The organism is Streptomyces sp. CB02056 (assembly GCF_001905545.1).
Lineage (GTDB): Bacteria > Actinomycetota > Actinomycetes > Streptomycetales > Streptomycetaceae > Kitasatospora.
The window spans coordinates 86149-106515 of sequence record NZ_LIPD01000020.1 but is presented as its reverse complement, the minus strand read 5'-3'; the positions used below and the strand labels follow the sequence as shown (position 1 = coordinate 106515).

The following is a 20367-nucleotide window of genomic DNA, read 5'->3' as shown; positions in this document are numbered from 1 at the left end:
AAAGGCCTTGTGTGCGCGCCGACCTCTCCATCCTCCGAGACCGTTCCTTCCTGCTGCTGTTCTCCGCCCGGTCCGTCTCCCTGCTGGGTGACGCCATCGCACCGGTGGCGCTCGCCTTCGCCGTCCTCGGAATGCCGGACGGCTCGGGTTCGACCCTCGGGATCGTGGCCGCCGCCCGGATCGCCGCCCAGGTCGCGTTCCTGCTGTACGGCGGTGTCCTGGCCGACCGGCTGCCGCGGCACCGGGTCATGGTCGGGGCGGACCTGACCGCGGGTCTCGCCCAGGGAGCGGTCGCGGTCCTGGTGCTGACCGGGACGGACTCCCTGGCGGGCCTGGTCGTCCTGTCGATGGTCAGCGGCGCCGCCAGCGCGCTGTTCACCCCGGCGTCCCGGAGCGTCACGGTGCAGCTCGTGCCCGCCGAGAAGATCCAGTCCGCCAACGCGCTGGTCCAGCTGTCGATGAACGCGGGCAGCATCGGCGGCGCGGCGCTCGCGGGCGTGCTGGTCGTCCTGCTCGGCGCCGGCTGGGCACTGGTGGTGGACGCGGCGACGTTCCTGGTGTCCGCGGTGCTCCTCGCCGGAGTCCGGCTGACCGGCACGGCGGACCAGCCGTCGCCCACGGAGGAAGGCATCTTCTCGCAACTCCGGCACGGGTGGCGGGAGTTCACCGAACGGACCTGGCTGTGGGCGGCGGTGGCACAACTCGCGCTGGTGAACGTGTGCATCGGCGCCGGCTTCATCGTGCTGGGACCGGTCGAGGCCGAGGCGCACCTCGGCGGCGCCTCCGGATGGGCCGCCGTCCTCACCGCGCAGGCGGTCGGCTTCGTGGCGGGCAGCCTGCTGGCCATCCGGCTGCGGCCCCGCCGGCCCCTGCGGGCCGCGGTGCTGTTCACCCTGGGGATCGTGCCGTCCCTGGTCGCGCTGGCCTGCGCCGCGCCGGTCGCCGTCACCGCCGGCGCGATGTTCGTCACCGGCCTGTGCATGAGCCTCAACGACGTCACCTTCCTCACGGCACTGCAGAAGCACGTGCCGGAGGAGTCGATGTCCCGGGTGATGTCCTACGACGCCTTCGGCTCGTTCGTCTTCCTCCCGCTCGGCCTGGCGGTCGCCGCCCCGATCGCGGACCGGGTCGGCAGCGGCGCCGTCTTCCTGGGCGCGGCCTGCCTGGTCGCCGCGACCGCGGGCGTCGTGCTGGCCGTCCCGGGGGTCCGCACCCTGCCGTCCGAGCCGCAGGCCGCGGCGGGGGCGGGGGCGGAGGCGGGGGCAGACCGTCCGCAACAGGCTTCGGCATCAGTGCCGGCATCCGTCCGTACGACCAAGGAGGACCAATGACCGACGACACCCGGCAGCAGGGCACGCACGGTTCCGTGGCGGCACCGGAAGCCGCCGGGCCACCGCGCGACACGCTCCAGGAGACCTTCGCCCGGATCTACGCCAGCGGAGCCTGGACCCTGACCGAGGACAGCGGGGCCGACGACGACGAATCCCGCTCCGGCCTCGGGTCGAACCTGGCCCAGACGGCCGCGCTGCGTGCCGAACTGCCGTCCCTGCTCGCCGAGCTCGGCGTCCGGAGCCTGCTCGACGCGCCGTGCGGGGACTTCTTCTGGATGTCCAGGGTCGACCTGGGCGTCGACCGCTACCTCGGTGCCGACATCGTCCCCGCGGTGGTCGAGCGCAACCGGGCGCGCTTCGCCCGCGCCGACCGCGAGTTCCGGGTCCTCGACCTCACCCGCGACCCGCTGCCGGAGGTCGACCTGGTCTTCTCCCGCGACTGCCTGGTGCACCTCGGAGACGACGACGTCCACCGCGCGCTGGACAACATCCGGCGCAGCGGCTCGACCTACCTGGCGACGACCACCTTCACCGGGCGGGCCGGGAACGAGGCCGCCACCGAAGCGGGCGGCTGGCGTCCGCTCAACCTCCGGCGGGCCCCGTTCCTGCTGCCCGAGCCCTTCCGGGTGCTCGACGAGCAGTGCACCGAGGTCTACGTCACCGAGGAGGACGGCAGGCGGGTCGAGCACCGCTTCGCCGACAAGTCGATCGGGGTGTGGCGGATCGCCGACCTCTAGACCCGCCGTCCCGGTCCACCCTTCCGACCCGTCTTCCCGGTCCGCCCCCGGACCGCCGCCCCCTCAGCCCCACAACGAAGGAGAAGCCTTGCCCCAGGACCAGCCCTCGGCCCTGATCGTCGGCACGGACCCGTACGCGATGCGCGCCTGCCTCCGGAACGGCATCACGCCGTACGTGGTGCACGGCCCGCACCTGGCGGACTGGGGCTACCTGAAGCTCCCGGACGGGGCCGTGGGGATCTTCGCCGAGGACCCGACGAGCATCGAGAGCGTCCTCCTCGCCCTGCGCCGGACCGGCGCCGCCGAGCGGGAGTTCCGCTTCCTCCAGACCTCCGACGAGGAGGCCCTGGTCACCGTCGCGGCACTCGCCCGGGTCCTGGACCTCCCGACGGCCGTGGCCGCGGACATCGCCCCGAACTTCCGGGACAAGTGGCTGCAGAAGCGGGCCGTCGCGGCGGCCGGCCTGGACGTCGGCGCCTCGCAGGTCATCGAGGACATCCACCACCTGGATCCGTCCGCCCTCGCGGACTTCGACAAGGCGGTGCTCAAGCCCATCGCCGGGGCGGGCACCCGGAACACCTCGGTCGTCCGGGGGCTGTCCGAGCTGATCGACACCTGCGCCGAGTACCGGCGCCGGGGCGTTCCGCAACGCACCTTCGTCCTGGAGGAGTTCACGCCGGGCGAGGAGTGGATGGCGGACGGCGTGGTCTTCGACGGCGAACTCCGGTTCCTCAGCGTGGGCACCTACGCGGAGCCGTGCCTGACCGCCGTCGACGCCAACCGGGTGCTCCAGCTGGAACGCTTCGACCCGACCGAGGACGCGGACGCCTTCGCCCTGGCGCGGCCGGTCGTGACGGAGGCGCTGCGGGCCCTCGGCCTGCGGCGCGGGGTGTTCCACATGGAGCTGTTCCGCCGGCCCGACACCGGCGGGCTCGTGTTCGGCGAGTGCGCCGCCCGCACCGGCGGCGGGCTGATCTCCGAAGCGGTGGCGTTCAAGTTCGGCGTGGACCTGGGCGAAGCCGCCATCCGGTGCGCGGAGGGGATCGAGCCGGCGATCGAGCCGGCCGTCCGCCCGGAGAGCGTCAGCACCCTCTTCCTCGCCAACCGGCCCGGCGTCCTGGTCGGCTATCCCTCACTGGAGCAGATCCGGGCCCTGCCCGGTGTCGAGCACGTGCGGCTGGACCTCCCGTACGGCTTCCGGACGGGGGACACGGTGCAGGACACCACCCAGGGGGTCGGGCAGGTCATGCTGAGCGGGCGCACCCGGGAGGAGGTGCGCAGCCGGCGCGAGTTCCTGACCCGGTGGTTCGACGAGCGCCTGGTGGTCGTGCCCGCCCACGCGACGTACCCGGAACTGCGGAGCTGGCAGCGGGCCAACTGGCCGGAGACCGCCTCGGACTTCCGCACCTACGCGGAGCCCGAGCGGCAGCGCTGACCCGCTCGGCCCGGTTCGAAAGGCAGTGAGCCGGCTCCTCCGCGGAGGAGCCGGCTCACTGCCCCTGCGGCGGTCGCAACGGCCGACCGCCCGGAGTGTCGCCTACGGGTGGGTGTTCTTGACCGTGGGCTGCGTCTTCTGGTTGTAGATCTCCTTGCCGTCCGCGTTGTAGGCGTGGACGTAGGGAGCCGGGGGGAAGGCGTTCGCGTCGGAGCCGGTGGAGATGGCAGCCGTGTAGGCGAACGCGCCGCCCGCCATGACGGCCGGGTACTCCGTCGCGTCGTCGCCGTAGCTGATGGTGACCTTGGCGACGTCGGCGGTGTAGTGCCCGGCGCCCAGCGAGAGGACCTGCCCGGCACCGGCCGGCGTGCTGAAGCTGTCGAAGAACTCGACCAGGTGACCGGTGCCCCACAGGCGGTCGTTGATGAACGTCGCGGGCGAGGACATGCTGGTGCCCTTGTCGCCCTTCGACTCGCACTGCACGTACTGGCCGGCGGAGTCGACGGCGATGACCACGCCGTCGGTGTCCGACGAGGCGACGGGAGCGCGGACCCCGATCACCGCCTGGTACTGCGAAGCCTCGGAGCCCAGGCAGGAGGCCAGGATCCCGGCGACGGTCCCGGCGTCGATCGGGGTCGTCGTCGTGCTGGTGACGGTGGAGGCCGCCGGGGTGGCAGTCGCTCCGGTCGCGGCCGAGCCGCTGCCGGAGGCCGGGGCGGCCGGCGCGGCAGGGGCGGCCGGCGCGGCGGCGGGCTTGCTCTGGGCCGTGGGGGTGGCCGTGGGGGTGCCGGTCGCGGCGGTGGCCATTCCCCCCGCGGTCGCGATGGCCGCGGCGGTGGCGGTGATGATCATGATCGGGCGGATACGCATGAATCCGTGTCCCTTCCTGCGGGCGTCCGGTTGATGCCCGCGCCCCTGTACGCCTCCCGACGCCCGAGCGGTCGCATCCCGCGCGTGTGATCCAGGTCATAGGCCGTCGATGTAACCCTGGGACGGCGCTCGTGCGTACAGGGCGGGAGGCTCCACCCAGGACGCACGGCTGACCCGCCGTGGCCGAGGAGTGCTCCCTCGCGCACCGCCCGTGCCGCGAGCTGACGGACAGCCCCGGAGGAGAGGCCCTTGATGACGCCACAGGAGTTCGACGCGTTCTACGCGGCGTCCTTCTCCCGCCTCACCGGGCAGCTCTACGCGATAACCGGCAACTGGTCCGAAGCCCAGGACGTGGTCCAGGAGGCCTTCATCCGCGCCTGGGACCGCAGGCGCACCTTCGACCCCGGCAACGCCCCGGAGGCATGGATCCGGACCACGGCCCGGCGGCTGGCCCACTCCCGCTGGCGGCGCCTCGCCCGGGGCCTGCACCTGGCCGGACACCACCACCGCCACGAACCGTCCACCGTCGAGCCGCCCACCGAGGAGCACCTGATGCTGGTCACCGCGCTCCGCGACCTACCCGAAGCACAGCGGATCGCCCTGGTCCTGCACCACATGTGCGACCTCTCCATCGAGCAGGTCTCCGCCGAGACCGGCGCCGGCATCAGCACCGTCAAGAGCCGCCTCGCCCGCGGCCGGACCGCGCTCGCGGCCAGACTCTCCGACCGGACCCCGACCAGCGAGGAAGGAAAGCTCCGTGTCTGACCCCGTCCACGACAGCCTCGACGACCGGCTGCGGCTGCTCGGCACGCAGATGCCGGCACCGACTCTGCCCGCTGCGGAGATCCGCAGACGCGCCGACCGGCGCCGCCACCGTCGACACGCCCTCGGCGCGACCGCGGCCTGCGCCGCGGCGGCCCTGTGCCTGACCCTCCCGTCCGTGCTGAACCCGCCGGGGCCACAACACCCACCGGCACCACAGCAGGGGCCGGCCGCCACAGGCACCCCCTCCGTGCCGGCCTCCCCCCACCCCCCGGCGGCGTTCACCGTCACCAGCACGACGACGACTCCGATCGAGGCCGGGGCCGTCGCCGAGATCCTGGGCTCCTGCCTGGGCTCCGAGGCGTCGCAGTACCAGGCGGTGATCGCGGTCCGCGCTCCCGCCGCCTCCTCGGACACCGACGGCGTGGTCGTCGCCGTCGACTCCGCCGGCCAGTACGTGCAGTGCGAGTCGAAGGGCCGGACCGGGCACAGCATCTCCCTCCCCCCGACGTTCATCAACGACCGTCTGTGGGGCGCCGGCCACCTGGTCGAGTTCTTCGACAGCTTCAACGCCCCGACCGGTGCCGGGCAGGTCCTCTCACTGGGCGCCGGGCACTACACCGCCGACGTCGCCAAGGTCACCATCAGCTACGGCGACGACCCGACGCAGTACCCGGCCGTCATGGCGGGCGGCGCGTTCGCCTACACGGCTGCCATCTCCACCGGCCCCGACGCGAACGCCTTCCCCCCGACCCCCTACGTCCACGCCTACAACGCGGACGGCAAGGAGATCTACAACCAGAAGACGCAGCCCACGGCCAAGGACACCCACCCGTAGGCGATGCCCCAGGACCTCAGCCGAGCCGCTTGAGCATCTTGACCGAGGTCGTCTCGTAGCCGAGCGACTCGTAGAGGCCGCGCGCGCCCGTGTTGAACCCGAAGACGCTGAGCCCGAGGGTATGGGCGCCCTGCGCCCGGGCGTACTCCTCGCCGAGGAGCATGGCCCTTCGCCCGAGGCCCAGCCCGCGCTTGTCGGCGTCGATCGCGATGTCCCAGACCCACCAGGAGCCGGCGTCCTCGCTCGTGTCCGGTCCGATCCAGAGGTGGCCGACGGTGGCCCCGGCGGCATCGACCACGTCGAAGACCGCGTGCCCGGGGCTCGGTGCACCGGAGGGGAAGTAGCGGGCCATGCTGTCGGCCGCGTGACGGCCGGCCTCCTCGGGCGTCTGCCCCGCAGCGACGAGGTCCTTGGCGTACTCGGCCCGGCTGCGATCGAGCCAGGCGGGCAGGAGTCGGGCGTCCATGGGGCGGAGGGTCGTAGACATCGGGCCAGCCTGCCACACTGCCGGCGCTGGAGCACTCCCGTTCCCGTCCAGGCGTTGCGACGAACCGTCAGCAGCGCGAACCCTGCCCGATGTGGCAGCAGTTCGGGGGCGGCGACCGGACGGGGGGTCAGTGGCGGTTGCCGAGGGCGAAGAGCAGGATGACGAAGCCGGCGAACAGGTGGGTGCCCAGGATGTAGATCCCGGCGCGGATGAGCATGGCCTTGCGCCGCTTCTTCTCGTCACCGGTGGCGCTGCTCATGGTCGGTGCTCCTGGGGTCGGGTCGTGGGGCGGTCGTGGCGGGGCCTCGGGCGGATGCGCGGGCGCCGGGCGGTCATCGGTCCGTTCCCTTTCGTGCCGTGGCCTCCGCCAGGACTCCGGTGGTCCGCAGCTCGGTGCGGGCACGGGCGATGGCGTCGGAAGTCTGGGCGAAGACCCTCCCCTGCCGCTGGAGGGTGTCCAGGACGCCGAGGGCGTCCAGGGTCCGCCGGTGGCCGTCCGGCACCCCCGCGGCCAGGACGAGGATGCCGCGCCGTTCCAGCGTGCCGATCGCGTCGCCCAGCGCCAGGGCGCCCGTGGAGTCGATCGCGGTGACGTGGGACAGGCGCAGGATGACGGCCTTGACGTCGGTGGTCTCGGCGAGTTGGAGCAGGAAGCGGTGTGCGGCCGCGAAGAACACCGGCCCGTCTATCCGGTAGGCGACGATGTGCTCGGCGAGCAGCGCCCGCTCCTCCTCGTGGTGGTCGGCCGGGGCCAGGCCGTCGTGCAGCGGCACCTGCTGGAGCCGCGCGGAGCGCGCGACCTGGCGCAGGGCCAGGATCCCGGCGACGGCCAGGCCGACGACGACGGCCGTGACCAGGTCGAAGGCCAGGGTCGCGGCGGCGGTGAGCGCCAGAACGGCGGCCTCGCCGCGTCCGCTGCGGGCCAGCGCCCGCAGTGAGGCCACCTCGACCATCCGGACCGCGGTGGCGATCAGGACGCCCGCGAGCGCGGCCAGCGGGATGCCCTCGACGAGCGGAGCGGCGGCGAACACGACCACCGCGAGCACGGCGGCGTGCACCAGGGCGGCGAGCCGGGAGACGGCGCCGGAGCGGACGTTGACGGCGGTACGGGCGATCGCGCCGGTGGCGGCGACGCCACCGAACAGCGGGGCGACCAGGTTGGCCACTCCCTGGCCGAACAACTCCCGGTCGCTGTCGTGCCGTTCGGAAGCACTCATCGCGTCCGCGGCGGTCGCCGACATCAGCGACTCCAGCGCCGCCAGCGCGGCGACCGCGAGGGCGGCGGTGAGCAGGTGCGGCACCGCGCCGGGGTCGAGGAAGCCCAGCGACGGCAGCGGCAGACCGGCCGGGAGGTGGCCGATGGTCGCCACGTCCAGGTGGGCGAGGTCGGCCACCGCGGTCGCGGCGGCGACGGCGAGCAGCGAGAACGGGATGCCGGGGCGCAGCCGTGCGCCGACGAGCATCACCGCGGCGACGGCGAGCGCCACGGCGGGCGCGGCCGGGTGCGGGTGGCGGGCGAAGTCGGCGAGGGCCTGTCCGGCGACGGCCACGACGTTCTCGGCGTCGCCCTTGGTGACGCCGAGGGCGGCGGGCACCTGCTGGAGTCCGATCACGCCGGCGATGCCGAGGGTGAAGCCCTCGACGACCGGCGCGGGGACGTAGGCCATGAAACGGCCGGCCCCGCCGAGGGCGAGGGCGACCAGCAGCAGGCCGGCGATCAGGCCGACGGTGAGGACGCCGGAGGTGCCGTACCGGTGCACGATCGGCACCAGGACCACGGTCATGGCGCCGGTCGGTCCGCTGACCTGGAGGTTGGAGCCGCCGAACACCGCGGCCAGCGCCCCGGCGACCACGGCGGTGGCCAGCCCGGCCTCGGCCCCCGCGCCGGAGGCGACGCCGAAGCCCAGCGCGAGCGGCAGCGCGACGATCGCCACCGTCAGACCGGCCACCAGGTCCTTGCGCGGCGAGCGCCCCATGGCGGCGAGGGCCGCGCGGTTCGGCAGGACGGCCCGGACCCGCCCGGCGGCCCGGCCCACGAGGGTGGTCCGCGTGGCGCTCACGCCGTCTGCTCCGCCGCGTCCGGAAGCCCGGCCGAGCGCAGCTCGGCGAGCAGCGTCCCCTGGTCGGCGATCATCTCGGTGAGGATGCGGCGCGCGGCCCGCAGCAGCTCCGCGACGTCCGGCGTGCTCAGTGCGTAGACCACGGTGTTGCCCTCGCGGGTGGCCGTGACCAGGTTGCTGCGGCGCAGGACGGAGAGCTGCTGGGAGAGGCTGGACGGCTCGATCTCGATCGAGGCGAGCAGCTCGCGCACCGGACGCGGACCGTCCTGGAGCAGTTCCAGCACGCGGATGCGCGCCGGGTGGCCGAGCGTGCGGAAGAACTCCGCCTTCGCCTGGTAGAGCGGGACGGCCATGCTCAGTCCTCTTCCTGTTCCTCGGCGGTGTGCTCGATCTCGATGCCGTGCTGGGCGGCGATCCGCAGCAGCTGTGTGACGCGTCCGGCGTACGCCTGCGCGCTGTCCTCGTCACCAGCCGCCCGGGCGCCGGCCCGCTGCCGGCGGGCCTCGTCGAGCTGCTCGCGAAGCTCCTGGTCGAATACGTCGCTCATGCGCCCCTCCTCGCCGCCGGCGCTGCCGCGCGCGACCGCATCTCTGCCGAGTACAGGGCAGCATCATCTATGCACTTGAAGAATTCTTCAAGTTGCGACTACTGCACATCGATCTCCACCCGGCCCGGGGACGCGGTGTTCGACAGCGGCCCCGGCCGCTCCACGCGCCGTCGGCGGCGGAGCGTGGAGCGGCCGGGGCCGGCGGACCGTGCTACGGGCGAGGGGTCAGGCGACGGCTCCGGCCGGGGCGGGCGCGCTCGCGCGGTGCGGGGTCGAAGTCGGGGCCGGGGGCAGCGGCTTGGTGCGTCCGGCCCGCACGCCGTTGCCGATGATGACGATCTCGGCGAGCTCGTGGACCGCGACGACGGCGGCGAGGCCGAGGACGCCGAGGAGGGCGAGCGGCATCAGACCGACGATGACCGCCAGGGACAGGCCGACGTTCTGGAGCATGATCCGCCGTGCGCGGCGGGCGTGGTCCAGGGCCTGGGGCAGGTGGCGCAGGTCCTCGCCCATGAGCGCGACGTCGGCGGTCTCGATGGCGACGTCGGTGCCCATCGCCCCCATGGCGATGCCGAGGTCGGCGGTGGCCAGGGCGGGGGCGTCGTTGACGCCGTCGCCGACCATCGCGGTCGGGCGGAGGGTGCGGAGCCCGGCGATGATGCGGGCCTTGTCCTCGGGGCGCAGGTCCGCGTGCACGGTGTCGATGCCGGCCTCGGCGGCGAGGGCCCGGGCGGTGCGCTCGTTGTCGCCGGTCAGCATCACCACGGTCAGGCCGCGGGCACGGAGGCGGTCGACGACCTCGCGGGCCTCGGGGCGCAGTTCGTCGCGTACGGCGATCGCGCCGATCACCGTCGCGTCGTCCTCGACGAGGACGGCGGTGGCGCCGGAGTCCTGCATCGCGGTGACGGCTTCGGCCAGCGGGCCGGGCTCGATCCAGCCGGGGCGCCCGAGCCGGACGGGGCGGCCGTCCAGGCGGCCGGTGAGGCCGGCGCCGGTGACCGCCTCGACGTCGGTGGCGGCGGGCACGCCGGGGGCGGCGGCCAGGACGGCCTCGGCCAGGGGGTGTTCGCTGCGGGCCTCCAGCGCGGCGGCCACCGCGAGGACGGTGTCGCGGCTGTGGCCGTCCAGGGTGGCGACGCGGACGACGGTGGGCCGGTTGCGGGTGAGGGTGCCGGTCTTGTCGAGGGCGACGGCGCGTACGGCGCCGAGGGCTTCGAGGGCGGCTCCGCCCTTGACCAGGACGCCGAGCCTGCCGGCCGCACCGACGGCGGCGACCACGGTGACGGGTACGGAGATGGCGAGTGCGCACGGGGAGGCGGCGACCAGGACGACCAGGGCCCGCTCGATCCAGGTGGCCGGATCGCCCAGCAGGGAGCCGACGAGGGCGATGAGGGCGGCGGCGACCATGATGCCGGGCACCAGGGGCTTGGCGATCCGGTCGGCGAGGCGCTGGCCGGCGCCCTTGCGGGCCTGTTCGGCCTCCACGATCCGGACGATCCGGGCCAGCGAGTTGTCCTCGGCCGTGCTGGTGACCTCGACCTCCAGCACGCCAGTGCCGTTGATCGCGCCCGCGTACACCTCGCTGCCCGGACCGGCCTCGACGGGGACGGACTCACCGGTGATGGCGGAGACGTCCAGGGCGGTGCGGCCGGCGCGGACGGTGCCGTCGGTGGCGATCCGCTCGCCGGGCCTGACCACCATCGTGTCGCCGATGCGCAGTTCGGCCGGAGCGACGGTCCGCTCGGTGCCGTCGCGCAGCACGGTCGCCCGTTCGGGCACCAGGTTCAGCAGGGCGCGCAGGCCCCGGCGGGTGCGGGCCAGGGACCAGGCCTCCAGGCCCTCGCTGACGGAGTAGAGGAAGGCCAGCATGGCGGCCTCGCCGACCTCGCCGAGGAGGACCCCGCCCACGGCGGCGATCGTCATCAGCGTGCCGACCCCGACCTTGCCCTTGGCCAGGCGGCGCAGCGTGGCGGGTACGAAGGTCCAGGCGCCGACGACGAGGGCGAGTGCGTTCAGCGCGGTCACCGCGGTCACCGCGGTGTCGGACGCGCCGGACCAGCCGACGATCAGTCCGGCCAGCAGCAGGACGCCGGCCACGGCGGCGGCCCGCAGCTCGCCGACCTCCCAGAGCTTCTCCGGTTCGCGCTCCTCCCCTCCCTCCACGGTCTCCCTGTCGTCGCCGCAGCCGCAGGCGTCGCTCATCGGCCGGCCCCGGTGCTGTCCGGGGCGGGCGCCGCCGGGGTGCCGTAGATCGGGCAGAGGTCGACGGCCTCGCCGGTCGCGGCGAGCAACTGCTCGGCCGAGGCCAGCAGGTCCAGCAGTTCCGGGCGGGCCAGGAAGTACAGGGAGGCCCGGCCCTGGGGGCGGGAGTCGACCAGGCCGCAGTCCCGCAGGCAGGCCAGGTGCGCCGAGACCGTGGACTGGGCCAGGCCCACGCAGCCGACCAGGTCCACGACCTTGGCCTCGCCCCGGGCCAGGCGCAGCAGGATCGCGAGGCGGGCCGGGTCGCCGAGCGAGCGGAACAGGGCCACCGCTGCCGAGGGCGCGCCGCACGAGGTGGTGGCCGGGGACCCGGCCGCCGGGCTATTCATCGTCATGGAGCGATGATAGCTGTCGATGCCGATGTCATCGCTCCAGACGGGCTGTCGCGGCCCGGTTCGACCGCGACCGCATCCGGGAGCGGACGCCGGAGAGACAGGTCGTCGCCGTCGCCACGGGCGGCCACGGCGGCCGCTTGGGGCGCGGGGACGCCGTCCACGCCCTCCCCCGGCACCGCACGACACGTCCTGCGCGAACCCGCCAGCCCCACCCCCCTCTCCCAGCCAGGCGTCCCCCGACACCCGTCGCGCGCGGTCGGCTGTCCGACCATCACCCCACGTCAGCACAGCACTTAGGCGACCCTCGGTCGACGGCCCGTCCGCCCGGCCCCGGAACCACTCGCGACCCACCAGAACACCACACCCCACGTCTCGCCGAAAACACGGAGGGAAATGTCCGAGAACACGTGAGGTCAGGCTTCGTTCGATTGACCGTCACAAAAGCGGTCTGGATACTGATCGAGCACGACGCAACCGAAACTCGTTGCGAAGCGGTCTCCGATTCGACATTTCATCCGACTGAGGAGAATCCATGATCTCGAAAGCCAAGAAGGTCGTGAGCTCGATGGCGATGGCCTTCGCCGCGGCCGCCACGCTCACCGTGGCCGTGCCGTCCGGCAACGCCTTCGCCATCGACCACGTCCAGTGCGACGGGAGCCGCAACGACTTCCTGAAGATCTGGTCGCACCTCGACGGCCGTGACAGCGTCGACTGCTACGCGAACGGGGGGTCGATCGGCTTCGGCGGGTGGTGGGTCGACCGGATCTCCACCGGGAACAACGACCTGGTCTACTCCGACGCCAACGGCGACTCGGTGCGGATCAACCGCTGGACCGACATCTCCTTCCCGAACCGCCCGCCGCGAGTCAACTCCATCCAGATCCTCTGACGAACCGGCGGAGCGCGCCCCGAACAGAAATTCGCCCGACCGAATCACCGGGAATTCCCACAGTGCTTCGATCGCCACCGAATCTTCTGTGACGTGAATTTGCTCCACCCCGGCTCACCGGCGCCGGCCACCCCCTCCAGGGGCTGGCCGGCGCCGGCATGCTGCGCCACGGCTGCCCGCCGAGCCCCGAACTCCGCAGGGGAAACCAGGTGCGGCAGCGCGGCCCTGCCTGGCATCATGGCGCCCATGATCACGTGTCGAAAGGCCGATGCCGCGTAGACGGCCCCGCGCACTGCGCGCCGAACGACCGGCCTCCCGCGTCTCGGGGCCGACCCCTCCGCTCCGGATCCACGGACTCTCCGACAGGGCGAGCCTGGCCGTCCACCGGGTCGAGCGCCTGAGCGACAGCTTCTACCTCCACGCGGGCGCCACCGACCGGGCGCTGCGGCGGTACCGCGAGTTCCTGCGCCCGCCGGGACGGCGTCCGCTGTACCCGCAGGAGTCGCATTGCCCGTGCCCGGGATGTTCCTTCGACGACGTCAGACACGCACGCGACGTGCTGGAGGAAGCCCTGGAGCGACTGCCGGAACGGGCCCGTGCCGAGCTCGGCCGACTCGTGAAGGCCCTGGACACGGTGTTCTTGCACCGTACCCTCCCCGACCCGTTCGCGGACCGGCGCCAGTGGCGCACGGAGTTCTGGTGGTACCGCCGCCTGGCCGATCGGTCGGAGTGGGGGTGACGGGTAGCGGTTCTCCGGTGCCCGCCGGGACGACGAAAGGCGGTGGTCCCCGGAGCACGGGCTCCGGGGACCACCGCCGGTCAGGCTGTCGTGCTAGCCGCGACGACGGGTGCGGCGTGTCGCGAGCGTCAGGCCGCCGCCCAGGAGCAGGAGGCTCCCGGCCAGCTCGGCGAGCCGGGTGTCGGTGCCGGTGCCGGTGTTCGGCAGGTGCCCGTGTGCCTCCTTCGTGGTCACCGTGGTGGTGGACGGCGGGGAGGTCACCGGCGGGCCGGACGGCGGAGTACCCGTCGCCGTCGCCGTGTTGGTGACCTTCCCTCGGTCGATGTCCGCCTGGGTGACCGTGTAGGCGGCCGTGCAGGTGACCGACGCCCCGGGGGCGAGCGAGGCCGCACCCGCCGGGCAGGTCACCACCGGCGGCGTCCCGGCGCCCGAGAACGCCGTCTCGTTCACCGTCACGTTCGTCAGCGTCACGTTCCCGGTGTTCGTCACCAGGTACGCGTAGTCGACCGTCTGTCCGACCGCCGAAACCGTCGTCGGGGACGCCGACTTCGCGATGGTGAGCGCCGGCTCAGGGGTGTTCGGGACGGTGGTCGAGGACGGCGGGGAGGTGACCGGCGGGCCGGACGGCGGAGTACCGGTCGCCGTCGCGGTGTTGGTGATGCTGCCCGCGTTGATGTCCGCCTGCGTCACCGTGTACTCGGCCGTGCAGGTCAGCGACGCCCCGGGGGCGAGCGAGGCCGCAGCGGGCGGGCAGGAGACCACCGGCGGCGTACCGGCGCCCGAGAACGCCGTCTCGTTCACCGTCACGTCCGTCAGCGTCACGTTCCCGGTGTTCGTCACCAGGTACGCGTAGCGCAGCACCTGGCCCACCCCGGTCAGCGCCGTCGCGTCCACCGACTTGACGACGGTGAGCGCCGGTGCGGGCGTGACCGTGACGGTCACGGTGGACGGCGGGGAGGTGACCGGCGGGCCGGACGGCGGCGTGCCCGTCGCCGTCGCCGTGTCGGTGATCTTCCCGCTCCGTAGGTCGCTCTGGGTGACCGTGTAGCTGGCCGTGCAGGTGACCGACGTGCCAGGAGCGAGCGAGGCCGCAGCGGGTGGGCAGGTCACCACCGGCGGCGTCCCGGAACCGGAGAACGCCGTCTCGTTCACCGTGACATTCGTCAGCGTCACGTTCCCGGTGTTCGTCACCAGGAAGCTGTAGTCCACGACCTGCCCGACCGCCGAAACCGTCGTCGGCGACGCCGACTTCACGATCGTGAGGGCCGGCTCGGGGGTGTTCGGGACGCTGGTCGAGGACGGCGGGGAGGTGACCGGCGGGCCGGACGGCGGAGTGCCCGTCGCGGTCGCCGTGTTGGTGATCTTCCCTCGGTCGATGTCCGCCTGGGTGACCGTGTAGCTGGCCGTGCAGGTGACCGACGCACCAGGAGCGAGCGAGGCCGCAGCGGGCGGGCAGCTCACCACCGGCGGCGTCCCGGAACCGGAGAACGCCGTCTCGTTCACCGTGACGTTCGCCAGCGTCACGTTCCCGGTGTTCGTCACCAGGTACATGTAGTGCAGCACCTGGCCCGCCGCCGTCAGATCCGTCGCGTCGACCGACTTGACGATGGTGAGGGCCGGGTTGGCGGTGGCCGTGACGGTCGCGTTGGACGGCGGGGAGGTGACCGGCGGGCCGGACGGCGGCGTACCCGTCGCCGTCGCCGTGTTGGTGACCTTCCCTCGGTCGATGTCCGCCTGGGTGACCGTGTAGCTCGCCGTGCAGGTGACCGACGCGCCGGGGGCGAGCGAGGCCGCACCCGGCGGACAGGCCGCCACAAGCGGCCCCCCGGAACCGGAGAACGCCGTCTCGTTCACCGTCACGTCCGTCAGCGTCACGTTCCCGGTGTTCGTCACCAGGAAGCTGTAGTCCACGACCTGACCGACCGCCGAAACCGTCGTCGGGGAGGCCGACTTCGCGATGGTGAGCGCGGGCGTCGCCGGGACCGGGGTGTTCGTGAAGGTGCAGAGCACCATCGGGCTGTTCTTGTCCTCCACCGTCGCCGGGAACGGCAGGTTGAAGGTGGTCACCCCGCTGCCCGAGGCGACCGGGGCGTTGCCGTTGGCCGTGTCGACGCAGTCGTAGGTGGTGGTGTAGTCGGAGAGGCTTCCGGAGGCCGCGGTCTCGGTGAGGGTGTAGGTGGTGCCGGACAGCGCGATGACCGGGCCTGCGGGGGGCGACTGGACGCCCGTGCTGGTGCCGGTCGTGGTGGCGGTGTTGCCCTGGGTGATGCCACCGCCGGTGATCTCCAGGGTGAACTGGTCGTTGGACGTGGTCGACTCGGCGAAGCGGCCGACGATGTCCTTCTGCAGGGTCAGGGTCGGGTTGGTGGAGCAGGCGCCGAGGTCCACGGAGAGGAAGGCGTTGTTGGTGTACGGCGTGGGACCGGCCGTGACCGCGCCGGTGTTCGGGTTGAGCCGCTCCAGGTAGGTGGTGGTCCCCGAGGTGAATTCGATGTAGAGGTTGCCGACGTTGTCGAAGGCCGCCCCGTTGAAGGACCTGTCCGTCGGGTTGTCCAGGGTGCTCAGCGTCGTGCTGGTCAGCGGCACACCGGTGGCCGACCCCGTGGTGGGGATCGGTGCGGAGACCCGGCCGATGGCGGCGTCGGTCCCGACGGAGGAGAGGATGTAGAGGTTGCCGCCCGCGTCGAAGGTGATGTCGCCGTTGGGGCCGGAGGTGCCGGTGACCGGCAGGTCGAACGTGCCGATCACGCCGGGGATCGCGGTGTTGGTGGTGGTGTTGAACCCGTAGAGGGTGGCCACGCCGGGCGTGGTCGCGGTACCGGGCTCGAAGCTGGCGTAGTAGTAGATGCCGTTGACCGGGTTCACCGCGCCGGCGACGAAGGAGTCGCTGGTGGGACCGGCGGATCCGGTGTAGACGGTCCAGGCGCCGGTGGCCGCGTTGTAGCCGTACACGTTCACGGACCCGCTGACGGCCGGCGTCTGGTCGACCACGTAGGCGGCGGTGCCGCCGTCCGTGATGCCGAGGGCGTTCGTGAAGCCGGACCCGGCGGGGAGCGTGCTCACCGTCGTGGCGGTCACGCTGGCGCCGCCGACGGTGCCGGAGGCCAGGGCCAGCAGGGTGCCCGTACCGGCGCCCGAGGAGCCGCGCTGGACGGCGTAGATCGTGTTGCCGCTGCAGTCCAAGGGGGTGCCGGGTGCCCTGGGGGCGTGGCCGGCCGGGGCCGTGCCCGACGGGGGGACGCTCTCAGCGGACGCTGCGGCCGACGGGGGCTCGGGGGCGCTCGCGGCGGACGGCACCGCGGACGGCGAGGCGGACGGGGCCTGCGAGGCGTTGCCCTGGACGGGGGCGGCCTTCGCCGAGGCGGCGTCCGGGGCCTGCCACTCCAGCACCACGAGGCCGTTGCCGCCGTCACGTCCGTCGCGTCCGTCATGTCCGTCGCGGTCGCCGGGCTTCACCGGGGCGGCGGGGTGAGCGAAGCCGCCGAAGCCCGCCCCGGCGACGTACTGGCGCTCGGTCAGGTGGGAGACCAGGCCCGCCGGAACGTCGCCGCCCCCGGAGCCGACGGCCGCGCCGCCCGCGCTCGGGGAGGTGCCGCCGTCGGCCGCCAGCAGGGTGCGGGCCGAGGCGTGCGGCTCGTCGGCCAGGACGCTGGAGGCGCCGCCGCCGAGGGCCGTCCGAGCCGCCGGGGAGCTCGGGTCCTCGGAGTGCGCCCGCCCGCCCTGGCCGGGCACCACCGTCAGCCGCTGCCCCGGCGTCACGTCCAGCAGAGCCGTCGCGAAGGCGCCGGCGGCCCCCGGTCGGCTCCGGTGGTCGGCGCCGGCCGTTCCCGCGGGGCTGTCCGCTTCGGCGGCCGCGCCCGCACCCCAGGCCTTCGCCCGGACGGAGGTGACGCCGGGGGGAACGGTGAAGTCCTGGCCGCCACCGGTGTGGGTGAAGGCGAGGCAGTCGGTGTAGCCCGGGTCGGGCGGGCAGGCCTGGGCGGCGTGCGCGGCGGGGGCGGCCATCAGCGGGACGAGCGACAGCGGTGCCAGCGTCAGCACCGCTGCCAGCGCTCCGGACCAGCCGCGCCGCTTCGACGCGGCACGGTTCGACGGACGAGCCGGGACGGTACTGCCCCGCACCCCGAAGGCCGGGGCCAGGCCCCGGCGACGTCTGACTTTGGGCATCGAGGACTCTCCAGGGTGTGCACAGGACTCTGGATGACGGAGTGAACACGCCATTGGGCGACGGGACGACTATGCCGTCTCCACCATCCGGGTCGGTCCGGCACGCTGGGGAGGTCATCCCGGCGGCCCACACGAACGGTCCGACCACCGCGCTCGACACCCGTCGCGCGCCCCCTGCACCGGGTTCGACCGACCGTGACGACCTCGACCCGAGCCAGTGCCAAGCCTGTTGACGCATCGTCATATGAACTAACCGCGTCGAGCGGAGTCGGCCCGCACCCGCGCCGGCGAGGGCGGTCCGGCCGGTGAGCGCCGCCGGACGCGGCGAGGCCGGTGCCATCCGGGAGCGGCGGCTCCCGGACAGCACCGGCCTCACGGTGCGGGAAGAGCTACCAACGGCGGCGCGGCGCCGGAGGGTTGAGCTTGGCGGCGAGCGCCGAGAGGAAGGTCGGGAGCTTGTCGACCATGGCCTTGGGGACCGGGGTGGTCTCGACGCTGCCGGTTCGCACGTCCTCGACGAGCAGCGTGTACGTGCCGTTCTCCTCGACGAGTTCGGCGGCGAAGAGCAGTGTCCTGGTGGAGGTTTCCATCGGGGTTCCTAGGCTTGGGTGTCGTTGAGCCAGGCGGTCCACGCCGCGGTGGCCCGCTGCTCGTCGGCGTCCTCGGCGAACAGGTGGTGGCCGAGCCAGATCGGCACGTTCCAGGTGCTGCCGTTGAAGAACCGGTAGAGCGCGTCCGGGCCGCGCAGGCCGACGAAGTCGGGGCTGAGCCAGTCCACGACCACCTCCTCCGGGCCGCCGTCCGTACCGGGGACGTCGATCCGCAGGCGGTCGCCGACGGCCGCGTCGGCGGCGAGGCCCAGGCGCAGCCGCAGGGCGGCGAAGTCGGCCGGGTCGGCGGTGGGTTCGGGGCGCGGGGCCCTGACGTAGACGGCGGGGCGGCCGGCGAAGTGCCGCAGGTACTCGGCGAGGCCGTGCTGGTAGAAGTCGACGTGCTTCTCGGCCGCGTCCGACTTGGCGTCCCACATCCAGGCCTCGTCGACGACGCCCGTGTGCACCCAGTGGATGCCCATCCGCAGGTGGCTCGTTCCGCCGTCGGCGGGCTCGATGTGGTAGCTGAGCGTGTTGGAGAACCCGCCGTCCTGGGTCGCCCGGACGGCGAACCGCCGCGGCGGCTCCCACGCCACGACGGTGGAGTCGCCCCGGCTGGCCTTTCCGCCGACGCGCGGCTCGACCTCCATCGGGTACAGCCAGCCGAGGTTGCCGGCGCCGGTGGCGACCGCGTCCCAGACCTGTTCGGGCGTGGCGGGCAGGTCCTGTTCCCGGCGGACCTCGAACTCTCGGGCCATGGTCGGTACTCCTTCGTCGTCGTTCATGGTCAGTGGTCGTCGTTCATGGTCAGTAGGTGACCGGGAGGGCGCTCAGCCGCCGTTGCAGCGGGTTGGGCCGCCAGTCCAGCGCCGCCTCGTCGGCCAGCCGCAGCCCGGGCAGCCGGCGCACCAGCGTGCCGATCGCCACCTCGGCCTGGAGCTTGGCCAGCGGGCCGCCGAGGCAGAAGTGCGGGCCGTGGCCGAAGGTCAGGTGCCGGTTGCCGGGGCGGGTGAGGTCGAGCCGGTCGGGGTCCTCGAAGCGGTCCGGGTCGCGGTTGGCCGCGGCGAGGAACAGGTACGCCAGTTCGCCCTCGCGCAGCTTCCGTCCGCCGATCTCCAGGTCCTCCGCGACGACCCGGACGATCGCCTGGGTCACCGTGTCGTAGCGGGCGAGCTCCTCGACGGCGCCGCGGATCAGCCCCGGATCCGCCCGCAGCCGGGCCAGTTGGTCCGGGTGGCGCAGCAGGGCGAGGACGCCGTTGTTGATCAGGTTGGCGGTGGTCTCGTCGCCGGCGGTGATCAGGACGAAGCAGGTGGACAGCAGTTCGGAGTCGGTGAGCCGCTCGTCCTGCGCCTGGGTGGCGACCAGGGCGCTGATCAGGTCGTCGCCCGGCGCGCGCCGGCGCTCCCGGATGAGCCCGGACAGGTACTCCTCGTACTGGTCGATCGCCGCCTCGGACTTGTCGATGTCCTCGGTGAGCCGGCCGAAGCGGCGGAACCAGCCCTTGACCCGCGGCCGGTCCTCCTCCGGGATGCCGAAGAGCTCGCAGACGACGGACATCGGCAGCGGGGCGGCGACCGCCTCGATCAGGTCCATGCTCCGCCCGGCCGCGACCGCCTCGTCGACGAGGCGGTCGACGATGCCCTGGACGCCGTCGCGCAGCGCTTCGACCCGGCGGGCGGTGAAGGCCCGGTTGGCCAGCTTGCGCAGCCGGCTGTGGTCCGGCGGATCGGTGTTGGTCATCACCCGGCCGAGCCGGTCGGTGAGCCGGCTCAGGGCCTTCAGGTCGCCGCCGAGCGCGCTGTAGGCCCGCGTCATCCGGTCGCGGTCGTTGGACAGCCGCAGGTCGCCCAGGGCCGCCTCGATGTCGGCGTACCGGGTGAGGTACCAGATGCCCTGGTCGCTGCGGTGGACGGGGCTCTCGCGCCGCATGCGGGCGTAGAGGGGGTACGGGTCCCGCCGGGCCTCGGGGGTGAGCAGGTCCGCGGCGTAGTCGTGGGGCGGGACGAGGTCTTGGGACAGGACGAGGTCGTGGGCCGGGGCGAGGCCCGCCGCGGGGCGGGCCTCGTCCGTGGTGTCGGTCGGGTTCACTACGGGCCGCGCTACTTCCGGGTGTCCATGGCGTCGGCGAGGCTCCTGGGCCGCATGTCGGTCCAGGACTTCTCGACGTACTCCAGGCAGGCGGCGTTGGTGTCGGGGCCGTGGACGACGGTCCAGCCGTCGGGGACGTCCGCGAACTGGGGCCAGAGCGAGTGCTGGTTCTCCTCGTTGACGAGCACGAGGAAGGTGCCGTCCTGGTCGTCGAAGGGGTTGGTCAT

At 73.3% G+C, this 20367-nt stretch carries 20 protein-coding genes; 7 read left to right on the top strand and 13 right to left on the bottom strand.

Features of this window, described 5'->3' with window-relative positions; genetic code table 11:
* The first annotated feature begins 11 nt into the window (after window positions 1-11).
* The 3 genes from AMK13_RS36590 to AMK13_RS36580 all read left to right on the top strand — a co-directional run bounded on the left by AMK13_RS36590 (window position 12) and on the right by AMK13_RS36580 (window position 3503).
* The gene (locus AMK13_RS36590) at window positions 12-1331 is read left to right on the top strand and encodes an MFS transporter (protein ID WP_074005875.1); all 1320 of its coding nucleotides are present in this window, start codon (window positions 12-14) and stop codon (window positions 1329-1331) included.
* Window positions 1328-2068: a class I SAM-dependent methyltransferase gene (locus AMK13_RS36585; protein WP_074005874.1), complete on the top strand. Its 741-nt coding sequence runs from the start codon at window positions 1328-1330 to the stop codon at window positions 2066-2068. Before AMK13_RS36590 ends, AMK13_RS36585 begins: the two co-directional genes overlap by 4 nt.
* Window positions 2069-2156: 88 nt before the next feature.
* Window positions 2157-3503 carry a hypothetical protein gene (locus AMK13_RS36580; RefSeq protein WP_074005873.1) on the top strand — a complete coding sequence of 449 codons (1347 nt, stop codon included), beginning with the start codon at window positions 2157-2159 and terminating at the stop codon, window positions 3501-3503.
* Window positions 3504-3605: 102 nt separating this feature from the next.
* Here the strand turns inward: AMK13_RS36580 and AMK13_RS36575 are convergent, their stop codons facing one another.
* Window positions 3606-4373, bottom strand: coding sequence for a hypothetical protein (locus AMK13_RS36575; RefSeq protein WP_198959503.1), 768 nt, complete (start codon window positions 4371-4373; stop codon window positions 3606-3608).
* Window positions 4374-4625: 252 nt separating this feature from the next.
* Between AMK13_RS36575 and AMK13_RS36570 the strand changes: the two genes are divergently transcribed.
* The gene (locus tag AMK13_RS36570; protein WP_049649167.1) at window positions 4626-5138 is read left to right on the top strand and encodes a SigE family RNA polymerase sigma factor; all 513 of its coding nucleotides are present in this window, start codon (window positions 4626-4628) and stop codon (window positions 5136-5138) included.
* Window positions 5131-5973, top strand: a complete 843-nt coding sequence (locus AMK13_RS36565) for a hypothetical protein (RefSeq protein WP_074005872.1) — start codon at window positions 5131-5133, stop codon at window positions 5971-5973. Before AMK13_RS36570 ends, AMK13_RS36565 begins: the two co-directional genes overlap by 8 nt.
* 16 nt (window positions 5974-5989) lie before the next feature.
* Here the strand turns inward: AMK13_RS36565 and AMK13_RS36560 are convergent, their stop codons facing one another.
* From AMK13_RS36560 to AMK13_RS36535, 7 genes are all read right to left on the bottom strand, one after another.
* On the bottom strand, window positions 5990-6439 hold the full coding sequence (locus AMK13_RS36560) for a GNAT family N-acetyltransferase (RefSeq protein ID WP_241853190.1): 450 nt from the start codon (window positions 6437-6439) through the stop codon (window positions 5990-5992).
* 148 nt (window positions 6440-6587) lie between these two features.
* Window positions 6588-6719 (bottom strand): DUF6126 family protein, encoded by a 132-nt coding sequence (locus tag AMK13_RS45525; RefSeq protein ID WP_220450012.1) that lies wholly within the window; start codon window positions 6717-6719, stop codon window positions 6588-6590.
* Window positions 6720-6792: 73 nt separating this feature from the next.
* Window positions 6793-8436, bottom strand: a complete 1644-nt coding sequence (locus AMK13_RS36555) for a SulP family inorganic anion transporter (protein WP_079272852.1) — start codon at window positions 8434-8436, stop codon at window positions 6793-6795.
* 80 nt (window positions 8437-8516) lie between these two features.
* The gene (locus AMK13_RS36550) at window positions 8517-8873 is read right to left on the bottom strand and encodes an ArsR/SmtB family transcription factor (protein WP_074005869.1); all 357 of its coding nucleotides are present in this window, start codon (window positions 8871-8873) and stop codon (window positions 8517-8519) included.
* Between the two features lie 2 nt (window positions 8874-8875).
* Window positions 8876-9067, bottom strand: a complete 192-nt coding sequence (locus AMK13_RS36545) for a hypothetical protein (RefSeq protein ID WP_074005868.1) — start codon at window positions 9065-9067, stop codon at window positions 8876-8878.
* 225 nt (window positions 9068-9292) lie between these two features.
* The gene (locus AMK13_RS36540; RefSeq protein WP_074005867.1) at window positions 9293-11269 is read right to left on the bottom strand and encodes a heavy metal translocating P-type ATPase; all 1977 of its coding nucleotides are present in this window, start codon (window positions 11267-11269) and stop codon (window positions 9293-9295) included.
* Complete coding sequence (locus tag AMK13_RS36535; RefSeq protein ID WP_074005866.1) at window positions 11266-11664, bottom strand: ArsR/SmtB family transcription factor; 399 nt, start codon at window positions 11662-11664, stop codon at window positions 11266-11268. Before AMK13_RS36535 ends, AMK13_RS36540 begins: the two co-directional genes overlap by 4 nt.
* Window positions 11665-12196: 532 nt before the next feature.
* On the opposite strand from AMK13_RS36535, the gene AMK13_RS36530 reads away from it, so the two are divergent.
* Both AMK13_RS36530 and AMK13_RS36525 read left to right on the top strand, forming a co-directional pair.
* A complete protein-coding gene (locus AMK13_RS36530) occupies window positions 12197-12553 on the top strand; it encodes a beta/gamma crystallin domain-containing protein (protein WP_049649160.1) in 357 nt (118 codons plus the stop codon).
* A gap of 268 nt (window positions 12554-12821) precedes the next feature.
* Complete coding sequence (locus AMK13_RS36525) at window positions 12822-13292, top strand: hypothetical protein (protein WP_074005865.1); 471 nt, start codon at window positions 12822-12824, stop codon at window positions 13290-13292.
* A gap of 93 nt (window positions 13293-13385) precedes the next feature.
* Here the strand turns inward: AMK13_RS36525 and AMK13_RS46185 are convergent, their stop codons facing one another.
* The 5 genes from AMK13_RS46185 to AMK13_RS36500 form a co-directional block, all read right to left on the bottom strand.
* Window positions 13386-17459: a DUF7507 domain-containing protein gene (locus tag AMK13_RS46185; protein WP_143204716.1), complete on the bottom strand. Its 4074-nt coding sequence runs from the start codon at window positions 17457-17459 to the stop codon at window positions 13386-13388.
* Window positions 17460-17848: 389 nt separating this feature from the next.
* Window positions 17849-18049, bottom strand: coding sequence for a hypothetical protein (locus AMK13_RS36515; protein WP_049649157.1), 201 nt, complete (start codon window positions 18047-18049; stop codon window positions 17849-17851).
* Between the two features lie 8 nt (window positions 18050-18057).
* Complete coding sequence (locus AMK13_RS36510; RefSeq protein ID WP_074005863.1) at window positions 18058-18807, bottom strand: SRPBCC family protein; 750 nt, start codon at window positions 18805-18807, stop codon at window positions 18058-18060.
* Between the two features lie 49 nt (window positions 18808-18856).
* Window positions 18857-20140, bottom strand: coding sequence for a cytochrome P450 (locus AMK13_RS36505; RefSeq protein ID WP_241853189.1), 1284 nt, complete (start codon window positions 20138-20140; stop codon window positions 18857-18859).
* Window positions 20141-20151: 11 nt separating this feature from the next.
* Window positions 20152-20367, bottom strand: coding sequence for an MbtH family protein (locus AMK13_RS36500; RefSeq protein WP_074005862.1), 216 nt, complete (start codon window positions 20365-20367; stop codon window positions 20152-20154).

What these genes read in the sequence shown, in the direction of transcription:
- AMK13_RS36550 (WP_074005869.1), bottom strand. Translation starts at nt 8,873, where the DNA reads ATGGCCGTCCCGCTCTACCAGGCGAAGGCGGAGTTCTTCCGCACGCTC.
- AMK13_RS36530 (WP_049649160.1), top strand. Translation starts at nt 12,197, where the DNA reads ATGATCTCGAAAGCCAAGAAGGTCGTGAGCTCGATGGCGATGGCCTTC.
- AMK13_RS36500 (WP_074005862.1), bottom strand. Translation starts at nt 20,367, where the DNA reads ATGACCAACCCCTTCGACGACCAGGACGGCACCTTCCTCGTGCTCGTC.
- AMK13_RS36540 (WP_074005867.1), bottom strand. Translation starts at nt 11,269, where the DNA reads ATGAGCGACGCCTGCGGCTGCGGCGACGACAGGGAGACCGTGGAGGGA.
- AMK13_RS46185 (WP_143204716.1), bottom strand. Translation starts at nt 17,459, where the DNA reads ATGCCCAAAGTCAGACGTCGCCGGGGCCTGGCCCCGGCCTTCGGGGTG.
- AMK13_RS36545 (WP_074005868.1), bottom strand. Translation starts at nt 9,067, where the DNA reads ATGAGCGACGTATTCGACCAGGAGCTTCGCGAGCAGCTCGACGAGGCC.
- AMK13_RS36585 (WP_074005874.1), top strand. Translation starts at nt 1,328, where the DNA reads ATGACCGACGACACCCGGCAGCAGGGCACGCACGGTTCCGTGGCGGCA.
- AMK13_RS36575 (WP_198959503.1), bottom strand. Translation starts at nt 4,373, where the DNA reads ATGCGTATCCGCCCGATCATGATCATCACCGCCACCGCCGCGGCCATC.
- AMK13_RS36555 (WP_079272852.1), bottom strand. Translation starts at nt 8,436, where the DNA reads ATGGGGCGCTCGCCGCGCAAGGACCTGGTGGCCGGTCTGACGGTGGCG.
- AMK13_RS36535 (WP_074005866.1), bottom strand. Translation starts at nt 11,664, where the DNA reads ATGACGATGAATAGCCCGGCGGCCGGGTCCCCGGCCACCACCTCGTGC.
- AMK13_RS45525 (WP_220450012.1), bottom strand. Translation starts at nt 6,719, where the DNA reads ATGAGCAGCGCCACCGGTGACGAGAAGAAGCGGCGCAAGGCCATGCTC.
- AMK13_RS36560 (WP_241853190.1), bottom strand. Translation starts at nt 6,439, where the DNA reads ATGGACGCCCGACTCCTGCCCGCCTGGCTCGATCGCAGCCGGGCCGAG.
- AMK13_RS36570 (WP_049649167.1), top strand. Translation starts at nt 4,626, where the DNA reads ATGACGCCACAGGAGTTCGACGCGTTCTACGCGGCGTCCTTCTCCCGC.
- AMK13_RS36510 (WP_074005863.1), bottom strand. Translation starts at nt 18,807, where the DNA reads ATGGCCCGAGAGTTCGAGGTCCGCCGGGAACAGGACCTGCCCGCCACG.
- AMK13_RS36525 (WP_074005865.1), top strand. Translation starts at nt 12,822, where the DNA reads ATGCCGCGTAGACGGCCCCGCGCACTGCGCGCCGAACGACCGGCCTCC.
- AMK13_RS36515 (WP_049649157.1), bottom strand. Translation starts at nt 18,049, where the DNA reads ATGGAAACCTCCACCAGGACACTGCTCTTCGCCGCCGAACTCGTCGAG.